Annotated in this window: 16 protein-coding genes; 8 read left to right on the top strand and 8 right to left on the bottom strand. The window is 70.2% G+C overall.

What is annotated here, in order from left to right; all coding sequences use genetic code 11:
* Positions 1-41 precede the first annotated feature (41 nt).
* The gene (locus tag GOHSU_RS04685; protein WP_005937565.1) at positions 42-704 is read left to right on the top strand and encodes an O-methyltransferase; all 663 of its coding nucleotides are present in this window, start codon (positions 42-44) and stop codon (positions 702-704) included.
* Between the two features lie 65 nt (positions 705-769).
* Here the strand turns inward: GOHSU_RS04685 and manB are convergent, their stop codons facing one another.
* From manB to rfbD, 3 genes are read right to left on the bottom strand one after another with little or no spacing between them, the layout of a single operon-like run.
* Positions 770-1,861 carry a mannose-1-phosphate guanylyltransferase gene (manB, locus tag GOHSU_RS04680; protein ID WP_005937562.1) on the bottom strand — a complete coding sequence of 364 codons (1,092 nt, stop codon included), beginning with the start codon at positions 1,859-1,861 and terminating at the stop codon, positions 770-772.
* Positions 1,862-1,866: 5 nt separating this feature from the next.
* Positions 1,867-2,826 carry a glycosyltransferase family 2 protein gene (locus GOHSU_RS04675; RefSeq protein ID WP_005937560.1) on the bottom strand — a complete coding sequence of 320 codons (960 nt, stop codon included), beginning with the start codon at positions 2,824-2,826 and terminating at the stop codon, positions 1,867-1,869.
* Positions 2,827-2,854: 28 nt separating this feature from the next.
* Positions 2,855-3,751, bottom strand: coding sequence for a dTDP-4-dehydrorhamnose reductase (gene rfbD / locus GOHSU_RS04670; RefSeq protein WP_005937557.1), 897 nt, complete (start codon positions 3,749-3,751; stop codon positions 2,855-2,857).
* 580 nt (positions 3,752-4,331) lie between these two features.
* On the opposite strand from rfbD, the gene GOHSU_RS04665 reads away from it, so the two are divergent.
* Together GOHSU_RS04665 and GOHSU_RS04660 are read left to right on the top strand one after the other, a co-directional pair.
* Positions 4,332-5,807: an LCP family protein gene (locus GOHSU_RS04665; protein ID WP_245551678.1), complete on the top strand. Its 1,476-nt coding sequence runs from the start codon at positions 4,332-4,334 to the stop codon at positions 5,805-5,807.
* Positions 5,807-6,499: a TIGR03089 family protein gene (locus GOHSU_RS04660; RefSeq protein WP_005937553.1), complete on the top strand. Its 693-nt coding sequence runs from the start codon at positions 5,807-5,809 to the stop codon at positions 6,497-6,499. Before GOHSU_RS04665 ends, GOHSU_RS04660 begins: the two co-directional genes overlap by 1 nt.
* Before the next feature lie 127 nt (positions 6,500-6,626).
* On the opposite strand, the gene GOHSU_RS04655 is transcribed toward GOHSU_RS04660, so the two are convergent.
* Complete coding sequence (locus GOHSU_RS04655; RefSeq protein WP_005937551.1) at positions 6,627-7,790, bottom strand: acyl-CoA dehydrogenase; 1,164 nt, start codon at positions 7,788-7,790, stop codon at positions 6,627-6,629.
* 99 nt (positions 7,791-7,889) lie between these two features.
* Positions 7,890-8,471 carry a TetR/AcrR family transcriptional regulator gene (locus tag GOHSU_RS04650; RefSeq protein WP_005937549.1) on the bottom strand — a complete coding sequence of 194 codons (582 nt, stop codon included), beginning with the start codon at positions 8,469-8,471 and terminating at the stop codon, positions 7,890-7,892.
* A gap of 67 nt (positions 8,472-8,538) precedes the next feature.
* Between GOHSU_RS04650 and GOHSU_RS04645 the strand changes: the two genes are divergently transcribed.
* The 5 genes from GOHSU_RS04645 (at position 8,539) to GOHSU_RS04625 (ending at position 12,286) form a co-directional block, all read left to right on the top strand.
* Positions 8,539-9,183 (top strand): Type 1 glutamine amidotransferase-like domain-containing protein, encoded by a 645-nt coding sequence (locus GOHSU_RS04645; RefSeq protein WP_005937547.1) that lies wholly within the window; start codon positions 8,539-8,541, stop codon positions 9,181-9,183.
* A 62-nt stretch (positions 9,184-9,245) separates the two neighbouring features.
* Positions 9,246-9,626, top strand: a complete 381-nt coding sequence (locus GOHSU_RS04640) for a nitroreductase family deazaflavin-dependent oxidoreductase (RefSeq protein ID WP_005937544.1) — start codon at positions 9,246-9,248, stop codon at positions 9,624-9,626.
* Positions 9,623-10,444: a dienelactone hydrolase family protein gene (locus GOHSU_RS04635; RefSeq protein ID WP_005937542.1), complete on the top strand. Its 822-nt coding sequence runs from the start codon at positions 9,623-9,625 to the stop codon at positions 10,442-10,444. The genes GOHSU_RS04640 and GOHSU_RS04635 overlap by 4 nt, the downstream gene beginning before the upstream one ends.
* Positions 10,441-11,160, top strand: coding sequence for a GNAT family N-acetyltransferase (locus GOHSU_RS04630; protein ID WP_005937540.1), 720 nt, complete (start codon positions 10,441-10,443; stop codon positions 11,158-11,160). The genes GOHSU_RS04635 and GOHSU_RS04630 overlap by 4 nt, the downstream gene beginning before the upstream one ends.
* Before the next feature lie 112 nt (positions 11,161-11,272).
* Positions 11,273-12,286 carry an NAD(P)H-dependent flavin oxidoreductase gene (locus tag GOHSU_RS04625; protein WP_005937538.1) on the top strand — a complete coding sequence of 338 codons (1,014 nt, stop codon included), beginning with the start codon at positions 11,273-11,275 and terminating at the stop codon, positions 12,284-12,286.
* A gap of 25 nt (positions 12,287-12,311) precedes the next feature.
* Here the strand turns inward: GOHSU_RS04625 and GOHSU_RS04620 are convergent, their stop codons facing one another.
* Genes GOHSU_RS04620 through GOHSU_RS04610 form a run of 3 tightly spaced genes read right to left on the bottom strand, consistent with a single transcriptional unit; the run spans position 12,312 to position 14,557 of the window.
* Positions 12,312-12,833 carry a mycothiol transferase gene (locus tag GOHSU_RS04620; protein WP_005937536.1) on the bottom strand — a complete coding sequence of 174 codons (522 nt, stop codon included), beginning with the start codon at positions 12,831-12,833 and terminating at the stop codon, positions 12,312-12,314.
* A gap of 3 nt (positions 12,834-12,836) precedes the next feature.
* Positions 12,837-13,346, bottom strand: a complete 510-nt coding sequence (gene purE / locus GOHSU_RS04615) for a 5-(carboxyamino)imidazole ribonucleotide mutase (RefSeq protein WP_005937534.1) — start codon at positions 13,344-13,346, stop codon at positions 12,837-12,839.
* Positions 13,346-14,557, bottom strand: a complete 1,212-nt coding sequence (locus GOHSU_RS04610; RefSeq protein WP_281169717.1) for a 5-(carboxyamino)imidazole ribonucleotide synthase — start codon at positions 14,555-14,557, stop codon at positions 13,346-13,348. The genes purE and GOHSU_RS04610 overlap by 1 nt, the downstream gene beginning before the upstream one ends.
* Positions 14,558-14,575: the final 18 nt, after the last annotated feature.

Below are 14,575 nucleotides of genomic sequence, written 5' to 3'. Positions count from 1 at the left end.
CACCGGCGCGCCCGGATGATCGGCGTGGCACGCTTGCGGTCATGAGTGACACGCCCGCCGACCGCACGCCCCGGTCACCGGCGGCCGACCTGGCCGCCTACGCCGATGCCGCGATCCTGGAAGACGAGACCCTGCGGTCGGCCCGGATGCGGGCCGAGGAGCTGGGTGCCGCGACCATCAGCCCGGCCGCCGGAGCCCTGCTCTCCCTCTTCACGCGGATCGCCGACGCCCAGCACGTGGTGGAGATCGGGACCGGCGTCGGAGTCAGCGGTCTGTGGCTGCTGGCCGGTATGCCCGAAAGCGGTGTGCTGACCACGATCGATCCCGAGCCCGAACATCACAGCGCCGCCCGGCTGGCGTTTCGCGATGCGGGGATCGCACCGGGGCGGACCCGGCTGATCACCGGCGCCCCGACCGATGTGCTGACCCGGCTGGCCGACGACTCCTACGACGTGGTCTTCGTCGACGGGCCGCTCCTGAGCTACCCGGTGTTCGTCACCGAGTCGGTGCGCATCCTGCGCCCCGGCGGCGTGGTGATCTTGAACAATGCGTCGGCCGGGGGCACGATCGCCGACCGGGATGCCGACGATCCGCGAACCCTGGCGGCCCGGGAGGCCGCGACCCTGATCGCCGAGGACGATCGGCTTCTGCCTGCGGTGGTCCCGGTCGGCTCGGGCCTGCTGGCCGCGGCGAAAGCGCGCTGACCGCGCGTTCCCCCGTCGCGCCCTCCATGAGACCGGCGCACTCCGGGCCGGTGCGAGGCCGTGACTCAGACGTCGGTGGAGAAGCGGATCCCGTTCTCCGGCAACTGCACACCCGGCCAGACCCGGGCACCGCGCAGCAGTTCACAGCGGGCGCCCACATGTGCGCCGTCGCCGACCACCGTGTCCCGGATCAGGGCGCCGCGGCCGATGCGCGCCCCGAAACCGATGATGCTGCGTTCGATCACCGCACCGGCCTCGACGATGGCGCCGTCGAAGATCACCGCACCGTCGAGCCTGGCCGTCGGGCCGATCATCGCGTCGGCACCGACGACGGTGCCGCCGATCAGAACCGCACCGGCGGCCACATGGGCGCCGGCCTTCACCAGCGACTCCCCCTTGGCTCCGGCCAGCGCCGGCGACGGTGCGATACCGCGCACCAGATCGGCCGAACCCCGGACGAAGTCCTCGGGGGTGCCCATATCGCGCCAGTACGCGCTGTCCACGTGTCCCTGCAGGTGCCGTCCCTCGGCGAGGAGTTTCGGGAACACTTCCCGCTCCACCGAGACCGCGCGTCCGGCGGGGATCTCGGCGATCACGTCGCGGTTGAACACGTAGGTGCCGGCGTTGATCTGGTTGGTCGGCGGATCCTGGGTCTTCTCCAGGAAGGCGGTGACCCGGCCGTCGTCGTCGGTGGGCACACAGCCGAAGGCGCGCGGATCACCGACCCGCACCAGGTGCAGGGTGACCTCGGCTCCGGAGTCACGGTGGGTGTCCAGGACCTCCCGGATGTCGGTGCCGCCCAGGACATCACCGTTGAAGACCAGGACGGTGTCGGCGACCAGGCTGTCGTAGACGTTCCGGATGCCGCCGCCGGTACCGAGTGCTTCCTCCTCGGTGACATAGGTCAGTGTGACGCCCAGGTCGGAACCGTCGCCGTAGTGCTCGTTGAAGACCTCGGCCTTGAACGAGGTGCCCAGCACGATGTCGGTGATCCCGGCGTCGCGGATCCGCGAGATCAAGTGCGTCAGGAAAGGTACCCCGGCGGTGGGCAGCATCGGTTTGGGCGCCGACAGCGTCAGGGGCCGCAGGCGGGTTCCCTTGCCGCCCACCAGGATCAGGGCTTGTACATCGGGGGCAGCCGTCTCGGTCGTGGTCACTGCGGTCACCTTCTCGCTTCGGGGGTCGGTGGCGTTGGGGAGGTCGGTGGCGTCGGGGCGGAGGTGCCCTGCTGCGCGCGCAGGGCTGCCGAGATCGCGATCCGGCGCCGGGCGGCCAGACCGGCGCGCAGTCCCCAGCGCACCGGCGCCCACCCGGGTCCGCGGTGGCGATCGGCCAGGAACCGGTAGGCGCTGTCGTGGTGAGCGGTGATCATCCGCTCCGGGAACTTGGAGACCGAGTGGCTCTTGGCGTGCATGGCCCGGGCCGTGGGCACATAGACGTTCAGCCACCCCGCCCGCGCCAGGCGATCGCCCAGATCCACGTCCTCCATGAACATGAAGTAGCGCGAATCGAAACCGTCGATGCCGTCGAAGGCGGCGCGCCGTACCAGCAGGCAGGAGCCGGACAACCAGCCCACGGGGCGTTCGACCAGCTCGGCGGCGTCGTTGCGGTAGGCAGCAGTCCACGGATTGGACTTCCACACCGCGCCCAGAACGGCGTGACCGGTCCCGGAGACCAGGTCGGGGACGCGACGGGCTGAGGGATAGACGCTGCCGTCGGGTTCGGTGATCAGCGGCCCCAGCGCACCGGCGCGCGGCCACCGGGCGGCTGCCGCGAGCAGTTCGTCGAGGCTGCCCGGCGCCCACTCGATGTCCGGGTTGGCGATGACGACGAATTCGATGTTCGGATCCAGCTCGGCGACCCCGCGATTCATCCCGCCGCCGTAACCGAGGTTGCCGCCGGTGTGCACCAGCGTCACGTTGTCGTGGTCGGCTGCCGCCTGTTCCGGGGCGCCGTCGACCGAACCGTTGTCGGCGATCACCACCTGCACCGGTGCGGTGGTGGCCGCGGCCAGGGTGCGCAGGAAATTATGCAGGTAGTCGCCGGACGAGTACGTCACGGTGACCACGCCGACGGTCGGCGGGTTCTGGCGGGAACCGGGTTCCTCGGGCAGAGAAGTCACCGACCCAGACTAGGGCATCGCCTGCACGTCATGGTCGATGCGTCAGGGCGGCTGTCAGCGCCGCCGGCCACGGGCGCAGCGGCGTGAGTCCCGCCGCGGTCCAGGACCGCCCGCCCAGCACCGAGAACGGCGGCCGCGGGGCCGGTCGCGGGAAGTCCGCGGTGGTGCAGGGGTGCACCCGATCGGGGTCGGCCCCTATCCCGGCGAAAACCGCACGCGCCAACCGGTACCAGGTGGCCTCCCCTGCGCCCGCTGCGTGCAGAACGGCTCCGGCGGTGATCGACGGGTCCGCCCAGACCTGCTCGACCAGCTCGACGAGTCCGTCTGCCAGATCGGCGACGTAGGTCGGCGATCCGCGCTGATCGTCGACCACCATGACCTGTGGTCGGCTGGCCTCCAGCCGGCGCATGGTCCCGACGAAATCCGGCGACTCGGCGGCGCCGGTGTACAGCCACGAGGTGCGCACGATCGTTGCCGCGGGGTCGGCGGCCTGCGCGGCGCGTTCACCGGCCAATTTGCTCGCCCCGTACACGGTGGCCGGCGCCTGTCGGGGATCTAAGTCGGCCGGTTCGAAGGGTGCGGTGCGACCGGGGTCGCCGGTGAACACGTAGTCGGTGGACACGTGAATCAGCCGTGCGCCGGCCGCCGCGGTCACCTCCGCCAGGTGCGCCGGACCACCGGCGTTGACCGCGTAGGCCCCGGCACGGTCTGTTTCGGCGCCGTCGACGTCGGTGTAGGCCGCGGTGTTGAGCACCACGTCACCGGGCTGCAGCGCGGCCAGCACCCGGCGCACCGAGTCGCCGTCGGCGAGGTCCACGTCGGTCGAGGTGTAGCCGATCGGGGCGCCGCCGGCGAAGCTGCGGGCGCTCAGCACGCGGCCGAGCTGACCGCCGGCACCGATGAGATGGACGCTGGGTGCGGACATGACTCCATGGTGCCGCACGCGCGGTCCCCGCAGCCGGGCGAGCGGCATCACACAGATGCGACGCGCCGCCGGTGGAGCCGGGCTGCGCCCGGAATTACCAGTACGGTGGAAACCACACTTGTCACATCTGCACCACCGGCACATCAGCCGGACGACACCGAGGGGACGCACGAGGGTGGATTCACCTCGCCAGGGGCGCGCTCGCCGGCCCGACGCCTCCGCACCGAGGTCCGGTGATCCCGGGCGCAGGGTTCGTCGCGTCTCCCCGATGGAAGAGGCCGAGCAGCGGCGGAGCCGAACCAGCCGGCAGGAACAGCCGGGCCCGCGGCAGGACCGGTCGAGCGCACAGCCTCGGCCGCGTCGCACCCGGCCGGTCACCACCGGCCAGGGACCGGCCGCCCGCACCAGCTCCTCAGAGATCCACACTCGCAAGCGGACCGCACAGACCAGCGCCCGGCCGAACCCGCCGTCCCGCACCTCACCGTCCAGTCGACCCGCACCGTCCCGTCGACCCGCACCGTCCCGGCGGCCCGCACCGTCGTCCGGCCCTGCGCGCAGGCCGGCCGCCCTGCTGCGTGCCGTGGCCGGCCGCGGTCCGGCTGCGCTGCTGCCGTTCGGGCGCGGACTGACCGCGCTGCTGACCGTCGTCGTCCTGCTGATCACCGGCTACAGCTGGAACCGGGTCACCAGCCTGAACTCGTCGGTCACCATGCTCGGCGGCCTGGGGCTGGGCGGCGCCGCCGACGGCGCCCTGGACATCCTGCTGGTGGGCACCGACTCCCGCCAGGACGCCAAGGGGCAACCGCTCAGCGAGGACGAGCTCACCTGGCTGCGCGTCGGCGACGAGGTCACCACCTCCACCGACACCATCCTGCTGATCCGCATCCCCAACGACGGCGCCGCCGCCACGGCCATCTCCATTCCCCGCGATGCCTACGTGGACGTGCCCGGTCTAGGCAAGAGCAAGATCAACGCCGCCTACGGCGCCACACGCGAGGGCGTGCGGCGCCGCGCCGTGGAAGCCGGTACCGACGAGGCGACCGCCGAGGCCGAGGGCACCAAGGCCGGACGCAAAGCACTGATCGAATCGGTGTCCAATCTCACCGGAGTCACCGTCGACCACTACGCCGAGGTCGGCCTCCTGGGTTTCGCTCTGCTCACCGACGCCGTCGACGGGGTGGACGTATGCCTGAAGAACCGGGTACGCGAACCCATGTCGGGGGCGCGGTTCCGCAAGGGGCGCCAGACACTGAACGGTCCGCAGGCCCTGAGCTTTGTGCGGCAGCGCCACGGTCTTCCCCGCGGCGACCTGGACCGGATCACCCGGCAGCAGGTCTACATGGCGTCGCTGGCCGGCAAGATCCTGTCCACCCAGACGCTGACCAATCCCACCAAACTGCAGGAACTGGAGAACGCGGTCTCCCGTTCGGTCGTGATCGACGACGGCTGGGACGTGGTGAAGCTGGCCGAGCAGATGAAGGATCTCACCGGCGGCAGCGTCAAATTCACCACCATCCCGGTGGTGGCCGAGGACGGCTGGAGCGACGACGGTATGCAAAGCGTCGTCGAGATCGACCCCGATCAGGTCAAGACCTTCGTCGACCGGCAGCTCGGCCCGTCCGCCGACAAGAACGCCTCCGGCGGCCGCGCGGGCTACTCGGTCGAGGTGATCAACGCTGGAACGGTCGACGGCCTGGCCTCCAATGTGTCCGGGCTGCTGACCGCCAAGGGCTACCGCGAGGGCGAGACCGCGACCAAGCCGATCAACGAGTTCCATTCGATCGTCTTCGCCCGGTCCGCCGACAGCGCCGCCGCCAAACAGCTCGTCACCGACCTCGGCGGGAACATCGAGATCCGGGCGGACGCCTCCCTGCCCGACGATAAACTGCGGGCCGTGCTGACCAATACCTATACCGGCCTGGGCGCCATCTGGAACACCGGCCCGCAGGGCGAGAACGCCAACGACAGCAGCGCCGCAGCGGGCAGCAGCCAGAGCCGCACTCCGGCGGCCCCGGCCATCAAGGCCGACACCGACGGGCCGGTGTGTGTGAACTGATGAGCACTCTCACCGCAGCGGTCCTGGCAGCAGTCGACGACACGGCACGCCCCTTGCTGACCTACTACGGCCCCGATCAGCGCGTGGGCCTGTCCGGGGCGACCCTGGAGAACTGGGCGGCCAAGATCGCGAACTACCTGCGCGACGAAGCCGGTCTGCTGCCCGGAGACACGGTGACGGTGGATCTGCCCGAACACTGGCAGAGCGCCGCCGTGCTGCTGGGCCTGTGGTGGGCGGGACTGGGCGTCGCCGGGCACGACGACGATGCCCGGGTCGTCTTCACCACTCGGGACCGCCTCGAGGAGCACCCCGGCGCCGAAGAACTCATCGTCGTCCCCCTGGATCCGTTCGGCGGGCGGGTTCCCGATCTGCCGGCGTTCGCCGGCGACTTCGGCGACACCGTCCGCCCGCACGGGGATCGCTTCTTCCCGTCCGGTGGCGCCGGGGAGGCACTGCCCGGACACACCGTCGAGGCGGTCCGGGAACGGGCCCGGGCCGCGGCGACCGCCGACGGAGTGACCGCCGGGATGCGGGTGCTGTCCACCCGGCCCTGGCGCACCGCCGACGAGATCGTCGCCCACCTGCTCGGCCCGCTGCTGAGCGGAGCCGCACTGGTGTGGGTCGATCCGGCCACCGGAGCCGACCTGTCGGCCGTCGCCGCCACCGAGAACACCGATCTGATCCTGGACTGAGACCTGCTCCTCGGCTGCCGGTCCGCTGCGATCGGTCACCGGCAGACAACAGACGGGTGAACACAAACGGGTCCGCGATCGGGGACTGCTCGTCCCGTATCGCGGACCCGCCGGTGTTCCGGGGAGGTCAGCGCAGCAGCGCGCGCGCCATCACCATCCGCTGGATCTGGTTGGTGCCCTCGTAGATCTGCGTGATCTTGGCATCGCGCATCATGCGTTCCACCGGGAAGTCGGTGGTGTAGCCGGCGCCACCGAACAGCTGGACGGCATCGGTGGTGACCTCCATCGCCACATCCGAGGCCAGGCACTTGGACGCCGAGCTGATGAAGCCCAGGTTCTTCTCGCCGCGTTCGGCGCGGGCGGCGGCGGTATAGACCATCAGCCGGGCGGCTTCGACCTTCATCGCCATATCGGCGATCATGAACTCCACGCCCTGGAACTGGCTGATCGTCTTACCGAACTGCTTGCGATCCTTGACGTAGGCGATGGCCTGGTCGAGCGCACCCTGGGCGACGCCGACGGCCTGCGCACCGATGGTGGGACGGGTGTGGTCGAGGGTGGCCAATGCGGTCTTGAAGCCGGTGCCCTCCTCGCCGATGATGCGATCGGCCGGGATGGTGCAGTTCTCGAAGTACAGCTCGGCAGTGGGGCTGCCCTTGATGCCGAGCTTGTGCTCCAGCGGTCCGACGACGAAGCCCTCGTCGTCCTTGTGGACCATGAACGCCGAGATGCCGTTGGCGCCCTTATCCGGATCGGTGACGGCCATCACGGTGTACCAGGTGGACTGGCCGCCGTTGGTGATCCAGCACTTGGAGCCGTTGAGCACCCAGCTGTCGCCCTCCTTGCGGGCACGGGTCTTCATCGCCGCGGCGTCACTGCCGGCCTCCCGCTCGGAGAGGGCGTAGGAGGCCATGGCCTCGCCGGAGGCGATCGACGGCAGCACCTGTGCCTTGAGCTCGTCGGAACCGGCCAGGATCAGGCCCATCGTGCCGAGCTTGTTGACCGCCGGGATCAGCGAGGCCGAGACGTCGACGCGCGCGACCTCCTCGATCACGATGCAGGCCGCGACCGAGTCGGCACCCTGCCCGTCGAACTGCTCGGGCACGTGGATGGCGTTGAAGCCGCTGGCGACCAGCGCCTCCCGGGCCTCCTCCGGGAAGCGCGCCTTCTCGTCGACCTCCTTGGCGTAGGGAGCGATCGCCTTTTCGGAGAGATCGCGGATCGCCTCGCGCAGAGCCTCATGCTCCTCGGGAAGCTGGAACAGATCGAAGTCGGGGTTGCCGAAAGCCATGTCATCTCCTCCTGGCACTGCGTGCCACCATTGTTCGCAATCCAGTGCACCACGTCGCCGGTGGCTGGTCAACCGCTCCGGGACGGTTCACCGGTCCGGTCACTCCTGAGTCAGGGTCCGGTGCAGCCGCTGCAGCTCCTCGTCCAGGACCTGCGCGGTGGCCGCGGTATCACCGCGGCTCATCCGCCGCAGCAGGTAGTTGTGCAGCCCGGTCACCGCGGCGGCATAAGCGACGATCCGGGTGCGCGGCACATCCGGCCGGCGCGCCCGCAGGTAGTCCTCGAACAGCCGCTGATAGCGCGAGGCCATCACCAGTTCACGATCGCGCAGGGCCGGCACCTGCGAGACCACCTCGTAGCGGCGGGCCGCCACATCGACGTTGGCGGCGAAGTGCGCGAAGACGAGCTGGGCTCCCTGGCAGACCGCCCACCACGGGTCGCCGTCGGCCGCAGTCAACTGCGCTGCCACGGTCGTCAGCAGCGTCTCGTGATCACCGAAGATCAAGCCTTCTTTGGAACCGAACTGCCGGTACAGGGTGCGGCGCGAGCTACCGGTCGCAGCGGCGACGTCGTCGACGGTGGTCGCCTCGTATCCCTGCTCGGCGAACAGCCGGATCGATTCGGCGACGACGCGCTGCCGGAACTGCTCCGGATCGTCGTGCGGCAATTCGGTCATGGGCATGTGAGCAAGTATTGCCTATCGGGCCACCGCCGGCGCGCCGGGACCGGACCGCCCTACCATCGGTGGCGTGGATCTGCTGCTGCTGTCGTGGGGTGCGGATGCGCTGCCGGAATTCCTCAGCCGGCAGGTCGGCAAGGAGCCCGCCGAGACGGTCGTGGGGGTGCTCGACGACGCCTCGATCCCGTTCGGCGATCGGGGCTTCGTGGTCTACGAGCGCGAACGTCTGACCGGTTTCGGCTATCGCGTGCGCACGCTGCGGGCCCGCGATTTCACCGACGCCGCGCAGTTCGCTGCCGCCCTCGACCGGCTGGACGCGGTCTACGTCTGCGCCGGAGAGACCTTTGTCCTGCTGGAGTCGTTGGACCAGCACGGCCTGCGCCGGGTTCTGGCACAGAAGGTCCGCGCCGGCCTGCCCTACGTGGGGCTGTCGGCCGGGGCGGTGATCGCCGGCCCCAGCGCCGAACCGGTCAGCCTGATGGACGACGCCGCCCTGGCTCCCGGACTGACCGATCATCGCGGACTCGGGCTGATCGACACCGTCCCGATCCCGCACGCCGACGGGCGGATCCCCGGCTATCCGCCCGCACTGATCGACACTGTTCGCCGCCGTTACCAGGATCGGTACCGGCTCACCTTCCTCGACGACGACCAGGCACTCCTGGTGCGCGGCGCCGCACAGCGCATCGTCTCGTCGCCGGACCGCCTGGGCTGAACCGGCGAGCGGCTGTGCCCGTGCCTGTCCCGCCGCCGGCGTCGATGGTCCACTATGGAGGGGTGAGAGTTCCACGTTTCGTCGCCCGCGCCAACAAGTACATCACCAACCCGATCCAGGGCCTCTGGGCACCACGCCTGGCTCCGTGGGCCGTCGTCGAACACGTCGGCCGCACCTCCGGTACCGCCTACTCCACACCGGTGCTGGGCTGGATGGAAGACGATCGGATCGCGATCCCCCTGGTCTACGGCACCGACAGCGACTGGGTCCGCAATGTGCTGGCCGCCGGTGAATTCACTCTGATCCGCGGCGGTCAGCGCTATCAGATCGCCGGACCGCGCATCGTGCCGCCGGACTCCCCGGACATCGTCGGCGCGGCCCGGTTCGTCGGACGGCCCTTCGAGGGCGTGCTCTTCGGCCGGGTCGCCGGTACCCACTCGTGATCGGCCAGCGCGACGGCTTCTCGGTCCACGAGTTCAGCCACGACGGAATGACGCACCGCTACTACCGGCGCGGGACCGGCCCGGCGGTGATCGTGATGCCCGAGATCCCCGGCATCACCCCGAAGGTGATCGACTTCGCCCACCGGGTCTCCCGCGCCGGCCTGACCGTCTACCTGGCCTCCCTGTTCGGCGAGGACGGTGCGGCTCCCACGCCCGCCGGGGTCACCGACTACCCGCGGCTGGCCGCCACCATGACCAAATCCCTGGGCAAGGTCTGCGTCTCCCGCGAGTTCACCATCTTCGCCACCGGGAAGAGCTCACCGGTGGTCGGCTGGCTGCGGGCGCTGGCCGCCAAGGCGCACGGTGAGTGCGGCGGCCCGGGAGTCGGTGCGGTCGGCATGTGCGTCACCGGCGGCTTCGCCCTGGCGATGGCCGTCGACGACCGCATGCTCGCTCCGGTGTTGTCGCAGCCGTCGCTGCCGTTCGCGTTCACCGCGCGACGCCGGCGGACCATCGACATCAGCCCGCAGGAACTGGAGACGGTCAAGGTGCGCTGCGCCAACGGCCTGCAGGTGCTCGGTGCCCGTTTCGACGGTGACCGGCTGGTGCCCGGCACCCGCTTCGAGTTCCTGCGCGAACAGCTCGGAGACGCCTTCATCAGTGTGGAACTGCCCGATTCCTCGGCCAATCCCGATGCTCTGATCCCGCCGCATTCGGTCCTGACCGAGCATCTGATCGACCGCCCGGGCGAACCCACCCGCGACACCCTCGACCAGGTGATCGACTTCTTCCGGACCAAGCTGGACGTCGCCGGGTGACTCCGGCGCCCGCACGCCCGGTCGTCACCGCCGATCCGGCCGTCCTGGACGATCCTTTCGGTTCGGCGCTGCGCGGACGCCACCGCCGCTTCGCGCGCCGTCACGGCACCGCGATCGCCTACCACCCGGACGTCTCCGTCTTCTACGCGCATCCGCCTGAGCTCACCGCCCAGGCCTACGCCGATCTGGCCGCGCTGGCCGGACCCGGTGGCACCATCGGGTTGCGTGAGCGCACCACGGATCTGCCGCCGGACTGGCAGATCCTGCAGACCCTCGGCCTGGTGCAATACACCGGAGAGTCCGTCGCGGGGCTCGCCGATCCGCAGTTGACCGTCCTCGGGCCCGCCGACGTCCCCGAGATGACCGAGTTGATCGAACTGACCCGCCCCGGCCCGTTCGGCCCGCGCACCATCGAACTGGGCACCTACCTGGGGTATCGCGATCCCGCGACCGGGCGGCTGCTGGCGATGGCCGGCGAACGCGCCCAACCCGACGGCTGGACCGAGATCAGTGCCGTGTGCACCCGTCCGCAGGCCCGCGGCCGGGGGCTGGCACGACGGCTGATCGCCGCGGTGACCGCGGGTATCGGCGCCCGCGGAGATGCTCCGTTCCTGCACACGACCACCGATAATCCGGCGCGAGCATTGTACGAGTCGATGGGCTTTGCCCATCGGTCCACCGTCCCCTTGGAGATCGTGCAGGTGCCCGGCCACTAGCAGCCGCCCGCACCCGACACACCTCCGTGCCCAGACCACCTCGGAGCCGGGCACCGGGTATGCATAGAAAGACCCGTACCGCTCCGTTCGGCCCGACACTTCTGGAGGAGTCTTGTTCGATCCGGCATCCCTGCTCGCCCCGATCGTGGGTGCACCGATGGCCGGCGGGCCCTCCACACCCGAACTCACCGCAGCGATCAGCGACGCCGGCGGTTTCGGAATCCTGGCTGGCGCCTATCTGTCACCGGCACAGTTGCGCGAGCAGATCGCCGCAGTCCGGTCACGCACCGGAGCGCCGTTCGGCGTCAACCTCTTCGTCCCCGAAGAGATCCCGTTCGACGCCGAATCCTTCCTCCGCTTCCGGGACGAGCTGCTGCCGCTGGCCGCACGCTTCGGCGCAACACTGCCGCAGAACATCTGCTATTCCGACGACGCCTTCGAGGCCAAGACTCAGGTCCTCCTGGACGAAGGCGTGCACGCGGTCTCTTTCACCTTCGGGGTGCCGGCACCGGAGGTCTTCGCCGCCTGCACCGCTCGCGGGATCGCCACCATCACGACCGTCACCGACCGGCTGGAGGCCGAGATCGCGGTCGCGGCCGGCACCGCTGTGTTGTGCGCGCAAGGGGTGGAGGCCGGCGGGCACCGGTCGACCTTCCACATCCTCGACGACGACCGCGAGACCCCGGTCCTGGAACTGCTCGGCCGCACCGCCGGACTCGGCGTCCCGGTGATCGGGGCCGGTGGCATCGGATCGGTCACCGATGTGCAGGCCATGCTCGACGCCGGCGCCGTGGCCGCCCAGGTCGGCACCCTGTTCCTGCGCACCCCGGAGGCCGGTACCCGCGCCGCCCACCGCGCCGCGCTGGCCGATCCGCGGTTCACCGAGACCCGCACCACGCGCGCCTACTCCGGGCGCCCGGCCCGGGCGCTGGTCAACGACTACGTGCGCAGGTACAGCCGCACCGCTCCCCCGGTCTACCCGCAGATCAACGGGCTCACCGGACCGTTGCGCCAGGCCGCCGCCGACGATCCGCAGGTGATCAATCTCTGGGCGGGAACCGGCTGGCGCGGCGCCCAGGCCGCGCCCGCCGCGCAGGTCGTCGCCGCACTGACTCCGCCGGGCTGAGCCCCAGCCGGTCTCGCGGACCGGATCAGCGCGCGGCCACCAGATCCCGGCAGACCTGCAATTGCCCGGTGTGCTGGGTCAACTCCCGCAGCAGATGCGCGACCACGAATTCGGGTGTCGACGAGGCGGCGCCGCTCCGGGTCGAGGAGATCGCTCGGCGATCGGCGATCCCCTCGGTCAGCGCCAGGTGCACATACCGTGGCAGCCGGTCCCGCATTCGGTCGACCAGTTCGCGGGCCTGCGCGAGCGTGCCGGCGGCGGTGAACTCCGCCGCCCGGTCCCGGGCGATGTCCTCACCGGCGACCAGGTTTCCGCCCCAGTCGGCGATCACCCCGTCCAGGTGCGTCACGAGGGCGAACACCGAGTTGACCGTCCCGGGCAGTGGAGTGGCGTTGACCGTGCGGTCATCGCAATCGTCGAGGACCGCGGTGATCGTGTCCAGGGTTTCGGCCGCCACCTCCAGGCAGGCGCGCTGCCACGCCTCTCGAGCAGCCGCCGGGTCCGCCGGCATCGGCGCCTCGGCGGGCCGTGCGGGATCGGCAGGCATCGCTCAGTCCTCGAAGAGGCTGCGGCGCAGCTTCTCGTCCTTCTCCAGGACCAGTGCTTCCAGATCGGCCTGGAACTCTGCCATCTCCCCGCGCAGGTGCGCATCGCTGACACCGAGCATCCGGATCGCCAACAGACCGGCGTTGCGGCCCCCGCCGATGGAGACCGTGGCGACCGGGACCCCCGCGGGCATCTGCACGATCGACAGCAGCGAATCCATGCCGTCGAGGTACTTCAGTGGCACCGGAACACCGATCACCGGCAGCGGGGTCGCTGCGGCCACCATCCCCGGCAGGTGCGCGGCCCCGCCGGCACCGGCGATGATCACGCCGATGCCGCGTTCGGCCGCCCCGCGAGCGTAGTCGAGCATGCGTTGCGGGGTCCGGTGCGCCGAGACCACCCCCACCTCGAAGGGCACACCGAATTCGGCGAGCGCCTCGGCCGCCGGTTTCATCACCGGCCAATCCGAATCGCTGCCCATGATCAGGCCGACGCGCGGCGCAGGTGCGGTCATCAGTTCGTCTCTTTCTCGTGCGGATCCCAGCCGTCGGTCCAGACACCGTGGCTCATCCAGTGTGCCGCGCGCTCGGCGCGTTCACGGACATGGTCCATCGACTGCCCGGGCAGTCCGATGATGTTGATGTGCCCCACCTTGCGGTCCGGTCGCTCACTCTTGCCGTACAGGTGCACCTTGGCTTCGGGCATTCGGGCCATCAGATGATGCAGCCGCTCATCCATGCTCATCGCCGGCGCCTGCGGTGCCCCCAGGATGTTCGCCATCACCGCCGCGCCGGTCCGGGCGGTGGTGTCCCCGAGTGGATAGTCCAGCACCGCACGCAGATGCTGCTCGAACTGGGAGGTGACGGCACCGTCCATGGTCCAGTGGCCGGTATTGTGCGGCCGCATCGCCAACTCGTTGACCATCAGGCCGCCGTCGGCGGTCTCGAACAGTTCCATCGCCATATTGCCCACGACGCCCAGTTCGTCGGCCAGCCGCAGCGCCATCTGCTGTGCGCGCTGGGCGGTCTGCTCGTCCAGATCCGGAGCCGGAGCCAGCACCACGGCGCATTGCCCGTTGCGCTGAATGCTCTCCACCACCGGCCAGGCCGCACCCTGTCCGTGCGGGGACCGGGCGATCAGCGCCGAGAGTTCGCGGGCCATCGGCACCTTCTGTTCCGCCATGAGTACCGTGTCGCCGCGGCGCTGCTCATCGAAGACCGCCAGCGCCTGCTGTTCGTCGCCGTCGATCAGCCAGACGCCGCGGCCATCGTAACCGCCACGCACCGCCTTGAGCACGATCTGCCAGTCCTGCTCCCGACCGAAAGCGATCAGCGCCTCGCGCGCGGCGGCCACGTCACCGGACAGATCGACGAACTCGGGCACCGGCAGCCCGAGCTCGGCCAGCCGGTGCCGCATCAGAAGCTTGTCCTGCGCATACTGCAAAGCCGTGGACGGTGGCCGGACCACCACGCCGCGCTGCTCCATCGCCGTCAGCAACTCCAGCGGCACCCCCTCGTGATCGAAGGTCACCGTGACCGCCCCGTCGGCGGCGGCGAGCAGATCGTCCAGATCGTCATGGGAACCCAGCACGATATCGGCGCTGACCTGCGCCGCCGGCTCGGACGGCGAGGCCGCGAGCACCCGCAGACACTGGCCCAGCGCGATCGCCGACTGGTGGGTCATCCGGGCCAGCTGGCCCCCGCCGATCATCGTCACCGTCGGCATTCCGGTACTGGGCGGGGC

This window comes from Gordonia hirsuta DSM 44140 = NBRC 16056 (genome assembly GCF_000333015.1).
Classification (GTDB): domain Bacteria; phylum Actinomycetota; class Actinomycetes; order Mycobacteriales; family Mycobacteriaceae; genus Gordonia; species Gordonia hirsuta.
This window is presented reverse-complemented; position numbering and strand designations above follow the sequence as displayed.

Coding starts and splice junctions, on each gene's coding strand:
- GOHSU_RS04685 (WP_005937565.1), top strand. CDS start 42: ATGAGTGACACGCCCGCCGACCGCACGCCCCGGTCACCGGCGGCCGAC.
- rfbD (WP_005937557.1), bottom strand. CDS start 3,751: ATGTCCGCACCCAGCGTCCATCTCATCGGTGCCGGCGGTCAGCTCGGC.
- GOHSU_RS04660 (WP_005937553.1), top strand. CDS start 5,807: ATGAGCACTCTCACCGCAGCGGTCCTGGCAGCAGTCGACGACACGGCA.
- GOHSU_RS04655 (WP_005937551.1), bottom strand. CDS start 7,790: ATGGCTTTCGGCAACCCCGACTTCGATCTGTTCCAGCTTCCCGAGGAG.
- GOHSU_RS04650 (WP_005937549.1), bottom strand. CDS start 8,471: ATGCCCATGACCGAATTGCCGCACGACGATCCGGAGCAGTTCCGGCAG.
- GOHSU_RS04620 (WP_005937536.1), bottom strand. CDS start 12,833: ATGCCTGCCGATCCCGCACGGCCCGCCGAGGCGCCGATGCCGGCGGAC.
- purE (WP_005937534.1), bottom strand. CDS start 13,346: ATGACCGCACCTGCGCCGCGCGTCGGCCTGATCATGGGCAGCGATTCG.
- GOHSU_RS04610 (WP_281169717.1), bottom strand. CDS start 14,557: ATGCCGACGGTGACGATGATCGGCGGGGGCCAGCTGGCCCGGATGACC.